The 16,129-nt window shown below is 38.3% G+C and carries 15 protein-coding genes; 7 read left to right on the forward strand and 8 right to left on the reverse strand.

Going from position 1 to position 16,129, the window contains the following annotated elements; genetic code table 11:
* Positions 1-30: 30 nt before the first annotated feature.
* Complete coding sequence (locus EJF25_RS21465; protein WP_125042654.1) at positions 31-1,272, forward strand: MFS transporter; 1,242 nt, start codon at positions 31-33, stop codon at positions 1,270-1,272.
* Between the two features lie 7 nt (positions 1,273-1,279).
* Positions 1,280-2,206 (forward strand): DMT family transporter, encoded by a 927-nt coding sequence (locus EJF25_RS21470; protein WP_125042655.1) that lies wholly within the window; start codon positions 1,280-1,282, stop codon positions 2,204-2,206.
* A gap of 56 nt (positions 2,207-2,262) precedes the next feature.
* Here the strand turns inward: EJF25_RS21470 and EJF25_RS21475 are convergent, their stop codons facing one another.
* The 3 genes from EJF25_RS21475 to EJF25_RS21485 all read right to left on the reverse strand — a co-directional run bounded on the left by EJF25_RS21475 (position 2,263) and on the right by EJF25_RS21485 (position 4,500).
* Positions 2,263-2,655 carry an HIT family protein gene (locus EJF25_RS21475; protein ID WP_125042656.1) on the reverse strand — a complete coding sequence of 131 codons (393 nt, stop codon included), beginning with the start codon at positions 2,653-2,655 and terminating at the stop codon, positions 2,263-2,265.
* A gap of 51 nt (positions 2,656-2,706) precedes the next feature.
* Positions 2,707-3,171 carry a transcription elongation factor GreA gene (greA, locus tag EJF25_RS21480; protein ID WP_025075211.1) on the reverse strand — a complete coding sequence of 155 codons (465 nt, stop codon included), beginning with the start codon at positions 3,169-3,171 and terminating at the stop codon, positions 2,707-2,709.
* 177 nt (positions 3,172-3,348) lie between these two features.
* Positions 3,349-4,500, reverse strand: a complete 1,152-nt coding sequence (locus EJF25_RS21485; RefSeq protein ID WP_125042657.1) for a DUF4369 domain-containing protein — start codon at positions 4,498-4,500, stop codon at positions 3,349-3,351.
* A 195-nt stretch (positions 4,501-4,695) separates the two neighbouring features.
* Here EJF25_RS21485 and pnp point away from each other — a divergent pair, with 195 nt between their 5' ends.
* Positions 4,696-6,822, forward strand: a complete 2,127-nt coding sequence (gene pnp, locus EJF25_RS21490) for a polyribonucleotide nucleotidyltransferase (protein WP_125042658.1) — start codon at positions 4,696-4,698, stop codon at positions 6,820-6,822.
* A 374-nt stretch (positions 6,823-7,196) separates the two neighbouring features.
* Here the strand turns inward: pnp and buk are convergent, their stop codons facing one another.
* Together buk and EJF25_RS21500 are read right to left on the reverse strand one after the other, a co-directional pair.
* Positions 7,197-8,258, reverse strand: a complete 1,062-nt coding sequence (gene buk / locus EJF25_RS21495) for a butyrate kinase (RefSeq protein WP_125042659.1) — start codon at positions 8,256-8,258, stop codon at positions 7,197-7,199.
* A 17-nt stretch (positions 8,259-8,275) separates the two neighbouring features.
* On the reverse strand, positions 8,276-9,223 hold the full coding sequence (locus EJF25_RS21500) for a phosphate acyltransferase (RefSeq protein WP_125042660.1): 948 nt from the start codon (positions 9,221-9,223) through the stop codon (positions 8,276-8,278).
* 178 nt (positions 9,224-9,401) lie between these two features.
* Between EJF25_RS21500 and EJF25_RS21505 the strand changes: the two genes are divergently transcribed.
* From EJF25_RS21505 to EJF25_RS21520, 4 genes are all read left to right on the forward strand, one after another.
* Positions 9,402-10,205, forward strand: coding sequence for a glycoside hydrolase family 16 protein (locus tag EJF25_RS21505; protein WP_125042661.1), 804 nt, complete (start codon positions 9,402-9,404; stop codon positions 10,203-10,205).
* A 4-nt stretch (positions 10,206-10,209) separates the two neighbouring features.
* A complete protein-coding gene (locus tag EJF25_RS21510; RefSeq protein ID WP_125042662.1) occupies positions 10,210-11,118 on the forward strand; it encodes a S66 peptidase family protein in 909 nt (302 codons plus the stop codon).
* Positions 11,119-11,189: 71 nt separating this feature from the next.
* Positions 11,190-12,170: a M20 family metallopeptidase gene (locus EJF25_RS21515; protein WP_125042663.1), complete on the forward strand. Its 981-nt coding sequence runs from the start codon at positions 11,190-11,192 to the stop codon at positions 12,168-12,170.
* A 109-nt stretch (positions 12,171-12,279) separates the two neighbouring features.
* Positions 12,280-12,705 carry a SufE family protein gene (locus EJF25_RS21520; RefSeq protein ID WP_125042664.1) on the forward strand — a complete coding sequence of 142 codons (426 nt, stop codon included), beginning with the start codon at positions 12,280-12,282 and terminating at the stop codon, positions 12,703-12,705.
* A gap of 161 nt (positions 12,706-12,866) precedes the next feature.
* On the opposite strand, the gene EJF25_RS21525 is transcribed toward EJF25_RS21520, so the two are convergent.
* From EJF25_RS21525 to EJF25_RS21535, 3 genes are all read right to left on the reverse strand, one after another.
* Positions 12,867-14,207 carry a DUF4973 domain-containing protein gene (locus EJF25_RS21525; RefSeq protein WP_125042665.1) on the reverse strand — a complete coding sequence of 447 codons (1,341 nt, stop codon included), beginning with the start codon at positions 14,205-14,207 and terminating at the stop codon, positions 12,867-12,869.
* A 141-nt stretch (positions 14,208-14,348) separates the two neighbouring features.
* The gene (locus EJF25_RS21530; RefSeq protein ID WP_125042666.1) at positions 14,349-15,146 is read right to left on the reverse strand and encodes a CPBP family intramembrane glutamic endopeptidase; all 798 of its coding nucleotides are present in this window, start codon (positions 15,144-15,146) and stop codon (positions 14,349-14,351) included.
* A gap of 38 nt (positions 15,147-15,184) precedes the next feature.
* Positions 15,185-16,129, reverse strand: a complete 945-nt coding sequence (locus EJF25_RS21535; RefSeq protein WP_125042687.1) for a bifunctional riboflavin kinase/FAD synthetase — start codon at positions 16,127-16,129, stop codon at positions 15,185-15,187.

Raw genomic sequence — 16,129 nt, forward strand, 5'->3', positions numbered from 1 at the left:
TCAAACCTAAACATTTAACTTTCATACAATATGAGAATACAGACAGGCCATGGGACTATTCCCCTTATCACTCTGATTGGTATCTGGTCAATATCGGCATTGAATGCATTACCGGGGTTAGCTGTTTCACCTATTTTGGGGAAACTTTCTGTCATCTTTCCCCATTCTACGGAGCTGGATATTCAGATGCTTTCGTCATTACCTTCATTGTTGGTTATACCTTTTATTCTGTTAGCAGGTAAATTGACAGAGAGAGTGAACTTTATCCGTTTGTTGCAAGCGGGACTGGCGATTTTTGCATTGAGTGGCATTTTGTATTTATTATCTAATAAGATGTGGCAATTGATCGCCGTCAGTGCTATGCTTGGTGTAGGTTCCGGTATGATTGTCCCGTTATCCACAGGACTGATTTCCAAATACTTCAGTGGAGCTTACAGAGTGAAGCAGTTTGGACTTAGCTCAGCAATAACCAATGTGACACTTGTTGTAGCCACTACTGTTACCGGTTATCTAGCAGAAGTAAACTGGCACCTGCCTTTTGTGGTTTATCTACTTCCTATAGTATCTCTTGTTCTGTCTGTTTATTTGAAAAGAAGTATGGATAGCGAAGGTGATTCTTCACTTGCTAAAAAAGAATCGTCTGATGGAAGTGAAGACGAAGAAGTGGATACAGATACATTGCACAGCAAATATGGTATCAATGTGAAGCACTTAGTACAAGTAATGTTTTTTTATGGATTGTCTACCTTCCTTGCATTAGTTGTAACTTTCAATCTTCCTTTCTTGATGGAAGAATATCATTTTACCAGTGGTAATTCTGGCATTATGATATCACTATTCTTTTTGGCGATTATGGCTCCCGGTTTTTTCCTCAACCAAATTGTTGGTCGATTGAAAGAGAAAACAAAATTTTATAGTTTGCTATCCATTGCCATTGGTCTTGCTTTGATCTGGATTTCTCCAAAGGAGTGGGTGATTGCACCCGGATGTATTCTTGTTGGTTTAGGCTATGGGGTGATTCAACCGATTATTTATGATAAGACAACTCATACAGCCATTTCTAAAAAAGTAACTTTAGCACTAGCTTTTGTGATGATGATGAACTATCTTGCCATTTTGCTTTGTCCGTTTATCATTGACTTTTTCCAATCAATGTTCCACATAAAGACTCAGCAGTTTGGCTTTGTATTTAATTTATGTATCACAATTGTTACTCTTATATGGGCTTATGTTCGCCGTCACGAGTTTCTGTTTAATGACCAATTGAAATAAAACAAAGATGAAGAATAAAAAATTGGAAGCCAACCTAAGTATGGCAGTCTCAAAAGTCTTTAGTGGATTAAATATGAATGCCCTGAAATTTCTCCTCCCATTGTGGATGAGTCCCCTGACGGGTGCAACGTTTCGTTGTACTTTTGCAGCAGTTGCTTTCTGGGTGATAGGTTGGTTTATGCCTCCGGAGAAATCGACAGCAAGAGATAAGTGGCTTCTATTCTTATTGGGGGCTTTGGGACTTTATGGATTTATGTTCTTCTACCTTACAGGATTGAGTAAAACAACTCCGGTTTCCAGTTCTATTTTTACCAGTCTGCAACCTATTTGGGTTTTTCTGATAATGATTTTTTTCTATAAGGAGAAAGCTACCGGCAAAAAGATTATCGGAATATCTATTGGATTAATAGGGGCATTGCTCTGTATCTTAACTCAGCAAAGTGACGATCTGGCTTCCGATGCTTTTGTTGGAAATATGTTCTGTCTCATCAGTTCGATAGTTTATGCTATCTATCTGGTATTGAGCCAGCGTATTCTAACTTCTATCGGCGCAATGACAATGTTGAAATATACCTTCTCCGGCGCGGCAGTTTCTGCCATTATCGTGTCTTGTATTGTTGGTATTGATGCACCTGTTTTTTCATTTCCATTTCACTGGACACCTTTCCTGATCTTAATGTTTGTTCTGATATTTCCGACCACTATCAGCTATATGCTGCTTCCAGTTGGTTTAAAATATTTGAAGACAACAGTAGTTGCCATTTATGGTTACCTTATCCTGATTGTTGCGACGATAGCTTCTTTGACATTAGGTCAAGACCGTTTTAGTTGGACACAAACTTTTGCCATTTTGTTTATCTGTGTGGGAGTATATTTGGTAGAAGTAGCGGAGAACAAAGATAAATCGGCGGATCCATTAAAGACTAGTAATTAAAAAAGATATCCCTATATCACTATAGAGATACCTTTCAATTATTTAATCACCATGTTTTATAGAAAGGAGTTGATGGCTTTAGCTATGTCTGAAAATTCTTCATCCGATAATCTCAACTTAGGGTTAGAAAACAGCATATCCGATTCTTTCTGGATAGGGATCAGATGAATGTGTGCATGAGGAACTTCCAAACCAATAACAGCTTCACCAACTTTCTGACAGGGGAAAGCCTTTTGAATGGCTTTAGCTATTTTCTTGGCGAAGACGTGCATAGCTGCCAGATCTTCATCACTTAAATTGAAAATATAATCCACTTCTTGTTTGGGGACTACTAACGTATGTCCTTTTACCAACGGGTTGATGTCAAGGAAAGCAAAGAACTTATCGTCTTCCGCCACCTTATAGCAGGGAATCTCACCTGCGATGATTCTGCTGAATATTGTTGCCATAACGTATATAGATAAAAGAAGGCAAGCTCCATACGGAGACCTGCCTTTACATTAAATTGATATGTTTACTACTTCCAGTGCAATCTGACCTTGCGGAACTTTGATTTCAGCAATATCACCTACCTTTTTACCAAGTAAACCTTGTGCGATAGGGGTATTTACAGAAATCTTTCCTTCTTTCAGATTAGCTTCGCTTTCAGAAACGATGGTATAAGTCATCTTCATACCATTTTTTACGTTCTTCAGTTCCACTTTGTTTAAAATCTGTACGGAATCTGTTTTTAATTTTGATTCATCGATGATCTTAGCATCTGCGATAACAGCTTTCAATTTGTTAATGCGCATTTCCAACATACCTTGCGCTTCTTTAGCTGCATCGTATTCTGCATTTTCTGACAAATCTCCTTTATCTCTTGCTTCAGCTATTGCCGCGGAGATTTTAGGGCGTTCTACTGTTTCCAGTTCTTTCAGTTCCGCCATAAGTTTTTTGTAACCTTCTTCTGACATATAAGCCATGATGTTTCCTCCTTTAATTTAAAATGGTCATATAAACAAAAAAGAATTCCAACATGAGTCATGCTGGAACCCTCTTCTAATGATTTCTTTGCAAAGATAGTCTTTTAAGTGATATGTGTCAAGCAAAAAAGAATGCTATGTAACATATTTAAATGAAATATGCTAAAATGTAACAACTTAAAGCATGGACTTGACAGATGCTTCTATGTCCTTGATGTCTTCGCCACGAAGTTTTAATTCGTTGTTACGATTAACCAGGAAGATAGATGGTACCTGACGAACATTATATACGGATACGTTGCTGGAGTACACACCATTGCCGTCGCGAACGCATACCCAAGGCAAGTTGGCTGCGGATGTTTTCCAGAAGTGCTCGTCGGCATCCAAGGATACTTGATAAATTTCCAATCCCTGTGAAGCATATTTATTATATAATTCACGAAGCATCAAGTTGTGTGTTGCACCTGCCGGAGCTTGGTATACAGTGAAATCTAAAAGCACTACTTTACCTTTCAGATCAGTCAGTTTGCGAATATTTCCTTTCACATCACGTAATGCGATATCGATAATACCTGTTTCTATAATCTTGTCTTGTGGAATCTCCAGATTCTGCGCCTGAGGTTTGCGAGTATTTTTCATCCCTTTAATCACAATATTATAAAGGTTCTTAGAACGTACAGCATGAGGAAAAGCATTGTTGAGGCTGGTAGCAACAGCCGCAAAGCATTTTACATCGTCTTTATTGTTCAACGGATCAAATATCAAGTAGTCGTTGAGTTTCTGGAACAAAGCGAAATAAGCAGCTGCAGTATTAGGAGCCGCAAAGATATAATTCATTTTAACATCGTCTTTGTATCTCTTTACCAGTGCAGTAAGGCTATCTTCCAGAACATTGTGACTTAATTTATTAGCCCGCAGTGCATTCAATAAATTATCAGCATCTTGCTGAAGACGGATCTGCTTTATAGTCAGTTCTTTAATCTTACTGCTGTTTTCTGAACCTTCAACGGTATATGCTGTAGAAAAATCGGTGTAAGGGGCATTGATTTGAATCGTTTCAAGTGAATCCACAGAGAAATTAATGACTTTATCCTCTACCCGTAACCGATAGAATTCCGGAGATTCGGGACGGGGTTGTTTGAAGCTGAACTTACCTTCCCCTTTTAGCTTAACAGAATCAAGTGGAACGATACCTTCCAGTCCGGAAGCTTCCAGATAAAGAGTTTTTCCGTCAGCTCCGGATATGTCGCCGTTTACATGGAACTTAGGGCCGGAACTACAAGCAGTAATGGTAAGTGCAGCAAGAGCTGCAAAAGTTATTTTTTTCATATCGTGTGTTATTATAAGAGTTGCAAATATACTTCTTTTCAAGATTAGTCAAAAGCATTTTGCCTGCTTCTTCACCCTTATTTTGAAAAAAAATCATATTACAACTAACTTTTTACCTCATTTCCACCTGATTACAATGATAAATGTGTATCTTTGCGAGAATTTTGAAAGAAAAGTATAGATAAAACAATTTTTATGATTAACCCAATTGTTAAAACGATCGAGCTACCTGATGGAAGAACCATCACACTCGAGACGGGAAAGTTGGCAAAACAGGCAGACGGTTCTGTAATGCTTCGCATGGGCAACACCATGTTGTTAGCTACTGTTTGTGCCGCTAAAGATGCAGTTCCCGGAACAGATTTTATGCCTTTACAGGTAGAGTACAAAGAAAAATTTGCGGCATTCGGCCGTTTTCCTGGTGGTTTCACCAAAAGAGAAGGTAGAGCTTCTGATTATGAAATTCTTACTTGTCGTCTTGTAGACCGCGCTCTCCGTCCTCTATTCCCTGATAATTATCATGCAGAGGTATATGTAAACATCATTCTTTTTTCAGCTGATGGTGAAGATATGCCGGATGCTTTGGCAGGACTTGCTGCTTCTGCAGCACTTGCTGTTTCAGATATTCCTTTCAACGGACCGATCTCTGAAGTACGTGTAGCACGTATCGATGGACAGTTCGTTATTAATCCGACTTTTGATCAATTGGAAAAGGCTGATATGGACCTTATGGTTGCCGCTACTTATGAGAATATCATGATGGTAGAAGGTGAAATGAGTGAAGTGTCGGAAGCTGAATTGCTGGAAGCAATGAAGGTAGCTCACGAAGCTATCAAAGTGCATTGCAAAGCTCAGATGGAACTGACAGAAGAAGTTGGTAAAACTGTAAAACGTGAATATTGCCATGAAGTAAATGACGAAGATTTGCGTAAGGCTGTACGTGAAGCATGTTATGACAAGGCTTATGCTATCGCTGCTTCCGGAAACAAAAACAAGCATGAACGTATGGATGCTTTTGAAGCTATCTGTAACGAGTTCAAAGCACAATTCTCTGAAGAAGAATTGGAAGAAAAAGCTCCGCTCATTGACCGTTATTATCATGATGTAGAAAAAGAAGCTATGCGTCGTAGCATTCTTGATGAAGGCAAGCGTCTGGATGGTCGTAAGACTACCGAGATTCGTCCGATCTGGTGCGAGGTGGGCTACCTGCCTGGTCCTCATGGATCTGCTATCTTTACTCGTGGTGAAACTCAGTCATTGACTTCTGTAACTTTAGGTACGAAGTTGGATGAGAAGATTATAGACGATGTATTGACTCATGGAAAGGAACGTTTCTTGTTACATTATAATTTCCCTCCTTTTTCAACAGGTGAAGCTAAAGCACAACGTGGTGTAGGTCGTCGTGAAATCGGTCACGGTCACTTGGCTTGGCGTGCATTGAAAGGACAAATTCCTGCTGACTATCCGTATGTAGTACGTGTCGTTTCAGATATTCTTGAATCTAACGGTTCTTCTTCAATGGCTACTGTATGTGCCGGAACATTGGCTTTGATGGATGCGGGTGTGAAAATCAACAAACCGGTTTCCGGTATCGCTATGGGATTGATTAAGAATCCGGGTGAAGAGAAATACGCTATATTGTCTGATATCTTGGGTGATGAAGATCACCTCGGAGATATGGACTTCAAGGTGACTGGAACAAAAGATGGTATTACTGCTACTCAGATGGATATTAAGGTAGACGGTTTGTCCTATGATATTTTGGAACGTGCTTTGAATCAGGCAAAAGAAGGACGTATGCATATTCTTGGTAAGATCACTGAAACAATCTCTGAACCACGTGTTGATTTGAAAGACCATGCTCCTCGTATTGAGACTATGACTATCCCGAAAGAATTTATCGGTGCTATAATCGGCCCGGGTGGAAAAATCATTCAGGGTATGCAGGAAGAAACGGGCGCCGTGATCACTATCGAAGAAATCGGTGGAATCGGTCGCATCGAAGTTTCCGGAACAAACAAGAAGTGTATTGATGACGCTATGCGTATGATTAAAGCGATCGTTGCTGTTCCTGAAATAGGTGAAGTATATAAAGGTAAGGTTCGTTCTATTATGCCTTACGGTGCATTCATAGAATTCTTGCCAGGCAAAGATGGTTTGCTTCATATATCAGAAATTGACTGGAAACGTCTTGAAACAGTTGAAGAAGCCGGAATCAAAGAAGGTGATGAAATTGATGTTAAATTGATTGATATTGATCCGAAGACAGGTAAATTCAAACTTTCAAGAAAAGTTTTGATGCCAAGACCGGAAAAGAAATAAAGAAACGAATTGTTTCTATATAAATAGATGATGGCCCGATTACTTTAAGTAGTCGGGCTATTTTATTTATATGTATATCTCGTTTTGTCAGAATGATACTAAAAAAGAATCGGAAAGTACCCCCATACTTCCCGATTCGAAACAGTCAAAAATCGACCTTAATCAATTTATTAACTTAACACGTTACAAAGATATGAGAAAATTTTCTTTGGAATAGCTTTTTTACTCAAAAAAGTTTAATCGTAGAGTAAATAATGTCGTTATAGAAGTAGTTTTTAGATTAGCGAGGAAGCTCTTTTCTGAATTGATTGCATGAATGACTTTCCTCAGACGTACGTCTCGGTACTACCCAGATGTAGGTCCGGGGATATAAGTCACTTATAAATTTGTATTGGAAGTTCGCCTTTTAATGCACTTAGAGCATTCAATGCCAATGCTTCCATTTCATCTTCTCCGGGATAGACATGTATGGGAGCCAGGAATGCAATACGTTTTGTCAGGCGGGAGACTACATAATCGGAGTAAGCAACACCACCTGTTAGAAGGATCGCATCTATTTTTCCACAAAGTACAGTAGAGGCGGCGCCAATTGCTTTAGCAATATTATAGATCATGGCATCTATTACTAATTCTGCTTTTTTGTCACCTTTTTCTATGGATTGGATGATAGCTGCTACATCTGTAGTACCTAAATGGGCAGTAAGTCCGGCTCGTCCCGAAATGCGTTTCTTTAATTCGTCTTTGGTGAACTGACCACTAAAACATAAATCAATTAACTGTCCTGCAGGAAGTGTTCCTGCTCGTTCTGGTGAGAAAGGACCTTCGCCGTCTAATGCATTATTTGCGTCAATGGCACGTCCGTGATGATGGACTGCTATAGAAATACCCCCTCCCAAGTGACAAATAATTAAATCTAGATTTTCATAGTGAGTATGTTGTTCCTGAGCGAATCGGCGTGCGATTGCTTTTTGGTTTAAAGCGTGCCAAATGGTAATTCGTGGCATTAATGGAGACCCTGTGATGCGGGCTATGTCTTCCAATTCGTCCACTACTCCAGGGTCGGCAATAAATGCACGACAACTAGGTAAAGAAGAAGATAGTTCATCAGCAATTAATCCACCCAAGTTACAGGCATGAGTACGCATTGCGTGTAAGGTATCGCGTTTCATCGCATCGTTTACTTCGTATACACCACCGGGAATAGGTTTGACCAGACCACCACGTCCGACAATTGCATCGAATGCAAAAGGTATTCCATTAGCTTCCAGTTCCTGAAGCACCAAATTCTTCCGAAATTCGAATTGATCTATCACTTGCGGATAGGCGGATAATTCTTCTACCGTATGTCGGATATTGCGAACCAGAATCGGAGTCTCGTTTTCGTATACAGCTATTTTGGTGGAAGTAGAACCGGGGTTGATTGCCAGAATCTTCATTAATCTTGAATTTTAAATTATGAATTCGGATGCATTTGTTTTCTGCATTCGCAGTCTTCTGATACTTGCAGACAAGCCATTGCGATACTGTAATATTTGGATAATCCGGAATCACTACGTGATGGAAGTACCACCGGACAGATAGGCCCCTGCAATAATCCTGCCATTTCCGCTTTCGCAAATAATGATACAGATTTATAGAATGCATTGCCTGATTCGATGTTTGGGAAAATCAGTACGTCTGCCTGTCCGTTGATAGGAGAAACAATACCTTTGATATCTCCGCTCGCTTGTTCACAAGAGGTACGCACATCGAGTGGACCGTCGATAATGACATTTCCAAATTCTCCGGCTTCGGCTAATTCCACAATATTCACGTAATCCAGTGAATGTGGAAATTTAGCACTTACTTTCTCAGTACAATGAATCAGTGCGATGCGTGGTTGATCGATGCCAAAGTGGCGACAGATGCAGATAGAATACCAAATCATTTCTATTCGTTGTTGTAATGTAGGGCGTGGAATTACAGCTGCATCCGAAAAGAATAGTAGCTTGTGGTAAGTTGGGATTTCCATAACAGCAAGATGAGTGAGGATTTTGCCTTTAGGTAATAATCCTTTCTCTTTGTCGAGTATAGCATGGAGTAAATTGTCTGTATTAATGATACCTTTCATCAAAATATCTGCTCCCCCTTCACGTACAACACGTACAGCTTCACGTGCAGCCTCGTCCGGATCATCAATGTGAATTGTTTCCACATAGTCGGGATATTGTTTGAGAGTGGGGAATTTATTCAAGATAGCAGAGTCACCAATCATAAGAAATTCTGCAAATCCTTCCTCTAAGGCACGGACAATGGCATATTCTGTGTTGGCATCATTGGCGCAAACTACTGCTATTCGTTTTCTACGGTGTTGTTTCTTTAGATGGGCTGTTAATTGGGCAAAACTTTGAATAGGTTCCATAACGTTATGTTTTTAGCAAATATCTGAAAAATGATTGAAAAAACAGGTAGAATGGTCTTAAAAAATCCTCCTTAATATAACATTTTGCTATATTGCATTTGTTTTTAAGATCAGATATGCATAGAATCGTTTTTTCGTGTATTTTTGCAAAAGAAAATTTCCTGAAAACAAAATTGATATGAAACATTATAAAGGTCTCTTATTTATTAGCTCGTTGCTCTTTTGCTGGATGTTCATATCTTGTAAATCGACTCAAAGACTTGCGGACTGGTCGCTGGTGTGGGAGGAAAATTTTAATCAGAAAAAAGGTTTCAATGAACAGGTATGGAGCAAAATACCTCGTGGAGGAGCTGATTGGGATAATTACATGACAGACTTTGATTCCTGCTACGCAATGCGTAAAGGAAAATTGGTGCTAAGAGGCATTGTCAATCAGACGCAACTCAATGACACCGCTCCTTATTTGACTGGTGGTGTTTATTCGAAGGGGAAAAAAGCTTTCTCCAATGGACGTATTGAAATTCGTGCTAAGTTAGATCCAGCGAAAGGAGCTTGGCCGGCTATCTGGATGTTAGCCGAGAATGCCGATTGGCCGGTAGGGGGCGAGATTGATATTATGGAACGTTTGAATCATGATTCCATCGCTTATCAGACGGTTCATTCTTATTATACTTATACGTTAGGTCTAAGAGAACATCCTAAGTCGGGTTCTAAAGGGATGATAGATCCGGATAGCTACAATGTATTTGCGGTAGAAATGTATCCGGACAGCCTTTCATTCTATATTAATAATGTGCATACATTTACTTATTCTCGTATACAAACAACAGAGAAAGGGCAGTTCCCATTTAATCAGCCTTTTTATTTGTTGATTGATATGCAATTGGGCGGTTCTTGGGTGGGGACAGTCGATCCTAAAGAACTTCCGGTGGAGATGAAAGTAGATTGGGTACGTTTTTATCAGCGAAAATCAATAAAATAATAATATGGATATTCAATTTCCTTCCTTTTTGCAACGAGGCGATAAAGTGGTGATTATTTCTCCTTCCAGTAAAATTGATAGTCAATTTCTAAAAGGAGCGAAGAAACGTTTGGAGTTGTGGGGGCTGAAAGTTGCTATGGGAAAACATGCCGGAGGTTCTTCCGGACGTTTTGCTGGGACTATCAAACAGCGTTTGAAAGACCTTCAAGATGCGATGGATGACCCGAAGGTAAAAGCAATTCTTTGTAGTCGGGGAGGATATGGAGTGGTACATTTGATTGATAAAATTGACTTTACCAGATTTAGCGAACATCCTAAATGGTTACTTGGATTCAGTGATATTACCGCTTTGCATAATCTTTTCCAGAAAAATGGCTATGCTTCATTGCATTCGTTGATGGCTCGCCATCTGACAGTAGAGCCGGAAGGTGATCTTTGTGCCGGTTATTTGAAAGATATTTTATTCGGAAATCTGCCCGAATATACTTGTGAAAAACATAAGTTAAATAAACAGGGAAGTGTGCAAGGAATTTTACGCGGAGGAAACATGGCAGTAGCTTACGGTTTACGAGGCACTCCTTATGATATTCCTGCAGAAGGTACTGTGCTGTTTATTGAAGATGTCAGTGAGCGTCCCCATGCTATTGAACGCATGATGTATAATCTGAAGTTGGGAGGCGTGCTGGAGAAACTGTCGGGATTGATCATTGGACAGTTTACCGAATACGATGAAGATCATTCGTTAGGTAAAGAACTGTATGCTGCTTTGGCAGATTTGGTGAAAGAATACGACTATCCGGTTTGTTTTAACTTTCCCGTAGGCCATGTCACTCATAATTTTCCACTAATCAACGGAGCAAAAGTCGAATTTACAGTTGGTAAGAAAAATGTGGAACTAAAGTTTATTTGTTAATTATCTATTCCATTTGAACGATACTGTGATGAAAATGACTAATTTTGAAGTCTTAACATAAAAAGATGACAATGAAAAAGAAAGCTATGATATTATTGGGTAGTACTTTCTTGTTATTCTCCGCTTTTTCTTGTGGGGGAAGTAGCAAAGCTGGAAGTACAAACAATGCAGAGAGTGTAGGGGTGGTGAATGTACCTCAGTTTGATGCGGATAGTGCGTATTTGTATGTGAAAAGTCAAGTTGATTTTGGTCCCCGGGTCCCCAATTCTAAAGAACATGTAGCATGTGGTAATTATCTGGCTAAACAATTAGAGACATTTGGAGCAAAAGTAACCAATCAATATGCCGATTTGATAGCTTATGACGGGACCTTACTGAAAGCGCGAAATATCATTGGCTCCTATAACCCCGAAAATAAAAAAAGAATTGCTTTGTTTGCACATTGGGATACCCGCCCATGGGCTGATAATGATCCGGACGAGAATAATCATCATACTCCTATTCTGGGTGCAAATGATGGGGCAAGTGGAGTAGGAGCTTTGTTGGAGATTGCCCGGTTGATTAATCAGCAACAGCCGGAATTAGGCATTGATATTATTTTTCTGGATGCAGAAGATTATGGGGCAAGTGGAGGTAAAGAGGAATCATGGTGTTTGGGTGCTCAATATTGGGCTCGTAATCCACATGTAGAAAAATATAATGCTCGTTTTGGTATTTTACTTGATATGGTTGGAGGTGAAAATACTATGTTTTTGAAAGAATCTAACTCAGAGCGATATGCGCCGGATATTAATAAAAAGGTATGGAAAGCCGCAAAGAAACTGGGGTATGGGAAAATGTTCATTGATGAAAATGGAGGAGCTGTTACAGATGATCATTTGTTTATAAACGAACTTGCACGTATTAAAACAATTGATATCATTGCTTCTGATCCGGAAGGAGGGTTTACTCCAACCTGGCATACTATCAATGATAATATGGATCATATTGATAAGAATACTTTGAAAGCTGTAGGACAAACAGTATTGGAAGTAATCTACAATGAAAAATAAATAATTTATCAAAGTACCAATTTGCTAAAGTACCTAGTTGCTTTTATGTAAGTATGTATGCAAGGCTATTGGTGCATTGTTATATTGCCAATTTAAATAATTATTTTATATGTCAATAAATGAATTGCAGGACGAAGTAATTGCTGAATTCAATGACTTCGATGATTGGATGGACCGCTATCAACTGCTGATCGACCTGGGAAACGAACAAGAACCGCTTGATGAGAAATATAAAACAGAACAGAATCTAATAGAAGGTTGCCAGAGTCGTGTGTGGCTTCAGGCAGATGACGTGGATGGTAAGATTGTCTTTAAGGCAGAAAGTGATGCGCTGATTGTAAAAGGAATAATAGCTTTACTTATTAAAGTTCTATCCGGACATACGGCCGATGAAATTCTGAAAGCTGATCTTTATTTTATTGATAAAATTGGTTTGAAAGAACACTTGTCGCCTACACGAAGCAATGGTTTGCTTTCGATGGTGAAACAGATACGTATGTATGCTTTGGCGTTTAAGGCAAAAGAGGGAAGGTGATTCGGAGATATTTATAACATAAGGAATAGCCAAGCAACTGTTCCATACTTTTTGAAAGTGCAAATTACGCAGATTTCATGGATTATTAATTGATTTTATCCATGAAATCTGCGTAATTTGCGTTTAAAATTAGATAGTTGTTTACTTTACAATTTAGGGGACTACCATATGATGGCTTGGTCTTTATCTGGTATTAAAGTATTAATCGAACGTTGCATAGTCATACTACCAGTAACGCGATAACGGATTGGGTAAGCTGGATTTGAAGTAACATCCGTATAATAATAGCTTAAGTATAATATTGTCGTTTCCACATTTATATGTGGTTGGGTAGTATGCTGTGTTATACTTCTTTTATATGTACATTCACCGAAAGGTGTAATCTGTGCTTCATTATCCGTATTGCCTTGGACTACAATCGGGCCGGTGATTATTCCATCTTCATCTTTTACTCCTTCACCAAATTCGACAATCACTTTGTACTTATCACGATTCTCATCTTCCATCCAAGTAGTACCAGCATAGAAAAAAATAGTTTGAGCATCTATTGCAAACGCAGTACGAGTATCTACTGTAGCAGGATCATTCGTGGTTTCTCTCACATAAATTTTCATTTCTGTTGAAGAGTAAGTACCTGAATAATTATTATAGGATATAATATTTAAAAAAGCTCTGTGCTTTTTATTCTCCATGTTTAGTATATAAGATGGATCTTTTTTAATCGTTACTGGAAGTATCCATCTTTTACTCATGTCTAGATTGGTCATATTCTTAAACTCAATGGGTAGTTTCTGTGTATTTATCCCTTCTGGTATATGACAGACAATTGGACAAGAATAGTACGAATCAGGTAACTGTTTGTAGCGTAAATCATTTCTAAACCCAAATTTTTCTTGATTAAATTTTTCTAATGTATCACTATCAATAGATATATTTACATTCAGATTCTGTTCATTAGCATATATACCCTCAGCAATTACAGATAATTCGTAAAAGTATGGTATACTTTCGGAATGAAAAGGTATATGAACATTGTATATTTCACCTTCTCCGGCTAAAGCATCTAGAGAGATACGTGGTCTTTTATCCTCTTCTTCAGCTATAAAATTAGTTATCTTTAATTGGTATGTACGAATAACTTTACCATTGTTTTTAACTGTGACTTCTAGAGTCACTTCCTCTTTGAGTGTTGAACTGATAATGATTGTTCCTTTGTTGCTTTTGCTATCAAAATTGATTGTAACGTCTTCTTTTGTAGACGAGGTCTTTTCAAGAATCTTTGCTGTTATGTCCAGTGCATCAAATGCTACACTGTCTAAAGTGTAGGCTAGTGTTCCTGTTCCATTTAGATTGATTACATTCTTCAGATCGGTGATTTCTGTACCATCATAATAGAAAGTCATTTTTAGATTTAATTCTTTGATTGTGTTCAAAGTGTCTTCATCACATGCAGTGAAACTCATTATCATAAGTAGCACTGCCAAGAAGTTTTTTAATTTCATTTTTAATGTGTCTATTAGTAAATATTTGTTCGTTTTATTTGTGTGAATGTAACAAAACAACTTTAAAGAGAAAGTAACATTGTTACACTTTTATTTGCGAATATAATGAATAAATCGATTTCTTATACTGTTGTATATGATTTATTTATTGTCTTCCTTTTTCCATGGATAGCGAACTGTTGTCCGATTCATCAATAGGATAACTCCTGTCAGTACAAGCAATGATACAATACAAGTAATCATATAAGGAACTCCAGTGATAATTTCGTCTATATATTTAGCTTCAGGAAATTTTGCGCTCAGATAAAGAGACAGTGAATTGTTGAGAACATGTATAAGAATACAAGGAATCAGACTCGCTGTTTTATAATAAATCCATGTTAATAGTATTCCGATTAAGAATGCGGGAAGTATCTGAGCCGGATTGATATGAATTATGCCAAATAGAAATGCTGAAAGAAGAATGGCTTTTGTTGGATTATACTGTTGCAACAAGGCCTTGGTGATTGCTCCACGAAATAGTAATTCTTCAAATATAGGACCGATAAGTGATATGACAAGTATTCCAATCCAGTTAGATTGGAGAATCTCGAAAGGGAATTCCATGATATTAGGGATCCATTTCATTAAGTCTGTAATAGCGGATACAACAAAAGTGCAGGAAAGAATTGCCAGCACACTAAGAAGTAAATAAGAACCGGATACCGGTGACCAGGTTGTTTTTTGTTTGCTGATGTAGCCGGCTTTCCATAAATATATAAGCATCATGAGTTGTCCAGTTAATTGTGCTGGAATTATAATCATGTTCATTAATGCTTCATTATTTAAACTTCCAGTGGTTATTATCTGATAAATTACACAAGGAATCATTACTAGAATTGGAGCGACAATTTGCGCAATGACGAGGTATAATAAAATTAGTTTGATTGCAGTTCTCATATTTGTTATATTCTTTAGTCTATGAATATAGACAGTATTTAGCTTAATATAGCTTCTACTTCCTTGGCATCTTTATGGAGTTCTTCAATTAACTCTTCAATGCTGTTGAATTTTAATTCGGGACGTGTTCTTTTTACAAAAGTAAGCCTTATGAATTTATCGTAAATATCCGAGTGGAAATGTAGGATATTTACCTCAATAGTCCGGTTAGAACCATTGTCAATAGTAGGACGTACTCCAATGTTCAACATTCCCATATAAGTTTTCTCATCAAAAGTCACCCAAACAGCGTATACTCCGTCTGCAGGAATTAATTTATCAGGATCATCAACACTTAAGTTAGCTGTCGGGAATCCTATTTTCCGTCCTACCTGATAACCACCTACGACCGTACCATCCAGAAAATATTCGTATCCCAGGCAATGGGCTGCTAGATCGACATCCCCTTGATGAAGCAGTTTCCGAATAAGTGAAGAACTTACTGTTATCTTTTTAGTATCATTTATTTCTATATAATCCGTACATGCAAGAGCACGAATGACTTCAATACCAATAGATTGACCATAACGTACATAATCTTCGAATCCTTCACTCCGATTATGTCCAAAACGATGATCGTAGCCAATAACCAGACATTGTACTTGAAATCGTTCTTTCAACAATCGTTCCATAAACTCCAAGGCTGTCAAGCTAGAAATCTCTGGAGTGAAATCAAGCATCAGGCAATAGTCTACTCCGGTATCGGCTAACAAATTGATTTTTTCATCCGGAGTCGTTAGTAATTCCGGACGATAATCCGAATGCATCACCTTACGAGGATGAACGGGAAAAGTAACTAAGGCGGAACGCAAACCTTTGACTGCCGCTATCTCTTTCACTTGTTGAATCAAATAGCGGTGTCCGATATGTACTCCATCAAAAAAACCGATGGTGGCTACACATGGCTCAGGAATTATAGCGTCTGTATCACGTATAATCTGCAT

Source organism: Bacteroides faecalis (genome assembly GCF_003865075.1).
GTDB classification, from domain to species: domain Bacteria; phylum Bacteroidota; class Bacteroidia; order Bacteroidales; family Bacteroidaceae; genus Bacteroides; species Bacteroides faecalis.

Bases quoted from the DNA above. Each gene is read 5' to 3' on its own strand.
- EJF25_RS21465 (WP_125042654.1), top strand. From the start codon at position 31: ATGAGAATACAGACAGGCCATGGGACTATTCCCCTTATCACTCTGATT.
- EJF25_RS21470 (WP_125042655.1), top strand. From the start codon at position 1,280: ATGAAGAATAAAAAATTGGAAGCCAACCTAAGTATGGCAGTCTCAAAA.
- EJF25_RS21475 (WP_125042656.1), bottom strand. From the start codon at position 2,655: ATGGCAACAATATTCAGCAGAATCATCGCAGGTGAGATTCCCTGCTAT.
- greA (WP_025075211.1), bottom strand. From the start codon at position 3,171: ATGGCTTATATGTCAGAAGAAGGTTACAAAAAACTTATGGCGGAACTG.
- EJF25_RS21485 (WP_125042657.1), bottom strand. From the start codon at position 4,500: ATGAAAAAAATAACTTTTGCAGCTCTTGCTGCACTTACCATTACTGCT.
- pnp (WP_125042658.1), top strand. From the start codon at position 4,696: ATGATTAACCCAATTGTTAAAACGATCGAGCTACCTGATGGAAGAACC.
- buk (WP_125042659.1), bottom strand. From the start codon at position 8,258: ATGAAGATTCTGGCAATCAACCCCGGTTCTACTTCCACCAAAATAGCT.
- EJF25_RS21500 (WP_125042660.1), bottom strand. From the start codon at position 9,223: ATGGAACCTATTCAAAGTTTTGCCCAATTAACAGCCCATCTAAAGAAA.
- EJF25_RS21505 (WP_125042661.1), top strand. From the start codon at position 9,402: ATGAAACATTATAAAGGTCTCTTATTTATTAGCTCGTTGCTCTTTTGC.
- EJF25_RS21510 (WP_125042662.1), top strand. From the start codon at position 10,210: ATGGATATTCAATTTCCTTCCTTTTTGCAACGAGGCGATAAAGTGGTG.
- EJF25_RS21515 (WP_125042663.1), top strand. From the start codon at position 11,190: ATGAAAAAGAAAGCTATGATATTATTGGGTAGTACTTTCTTGTTATTC.
- EJF25_RS21520 (WP_125042664.1), top strand. From the start codon at position 12,280: ATGTCAATAAATGAATTGCAGGACGAAGTAATTGCTGAATTCAATGAC.
- EJF25_RS21525 (WP_125042665.1), bottom strand. From the start codon at position 14,207: ATGAAATTAAAAAACTTCTTGGCAGTGCTACTTATGATAATGAGTTTC.
- EJF25_RS21530 (WP_125042666.1), bottom strand. From the start codon at position 15,146: ATGAGAACTGCAATCAAACTAATTTTATTATACCTCGTCATTGCGCAA.
- EJF25_RS21535 (WP_125042687.1), bottom strand. From the start codon at position 16,129: ATGCAGATTATACGTGATACAGACGCTATAATTCCTGAGCCATGTGTA.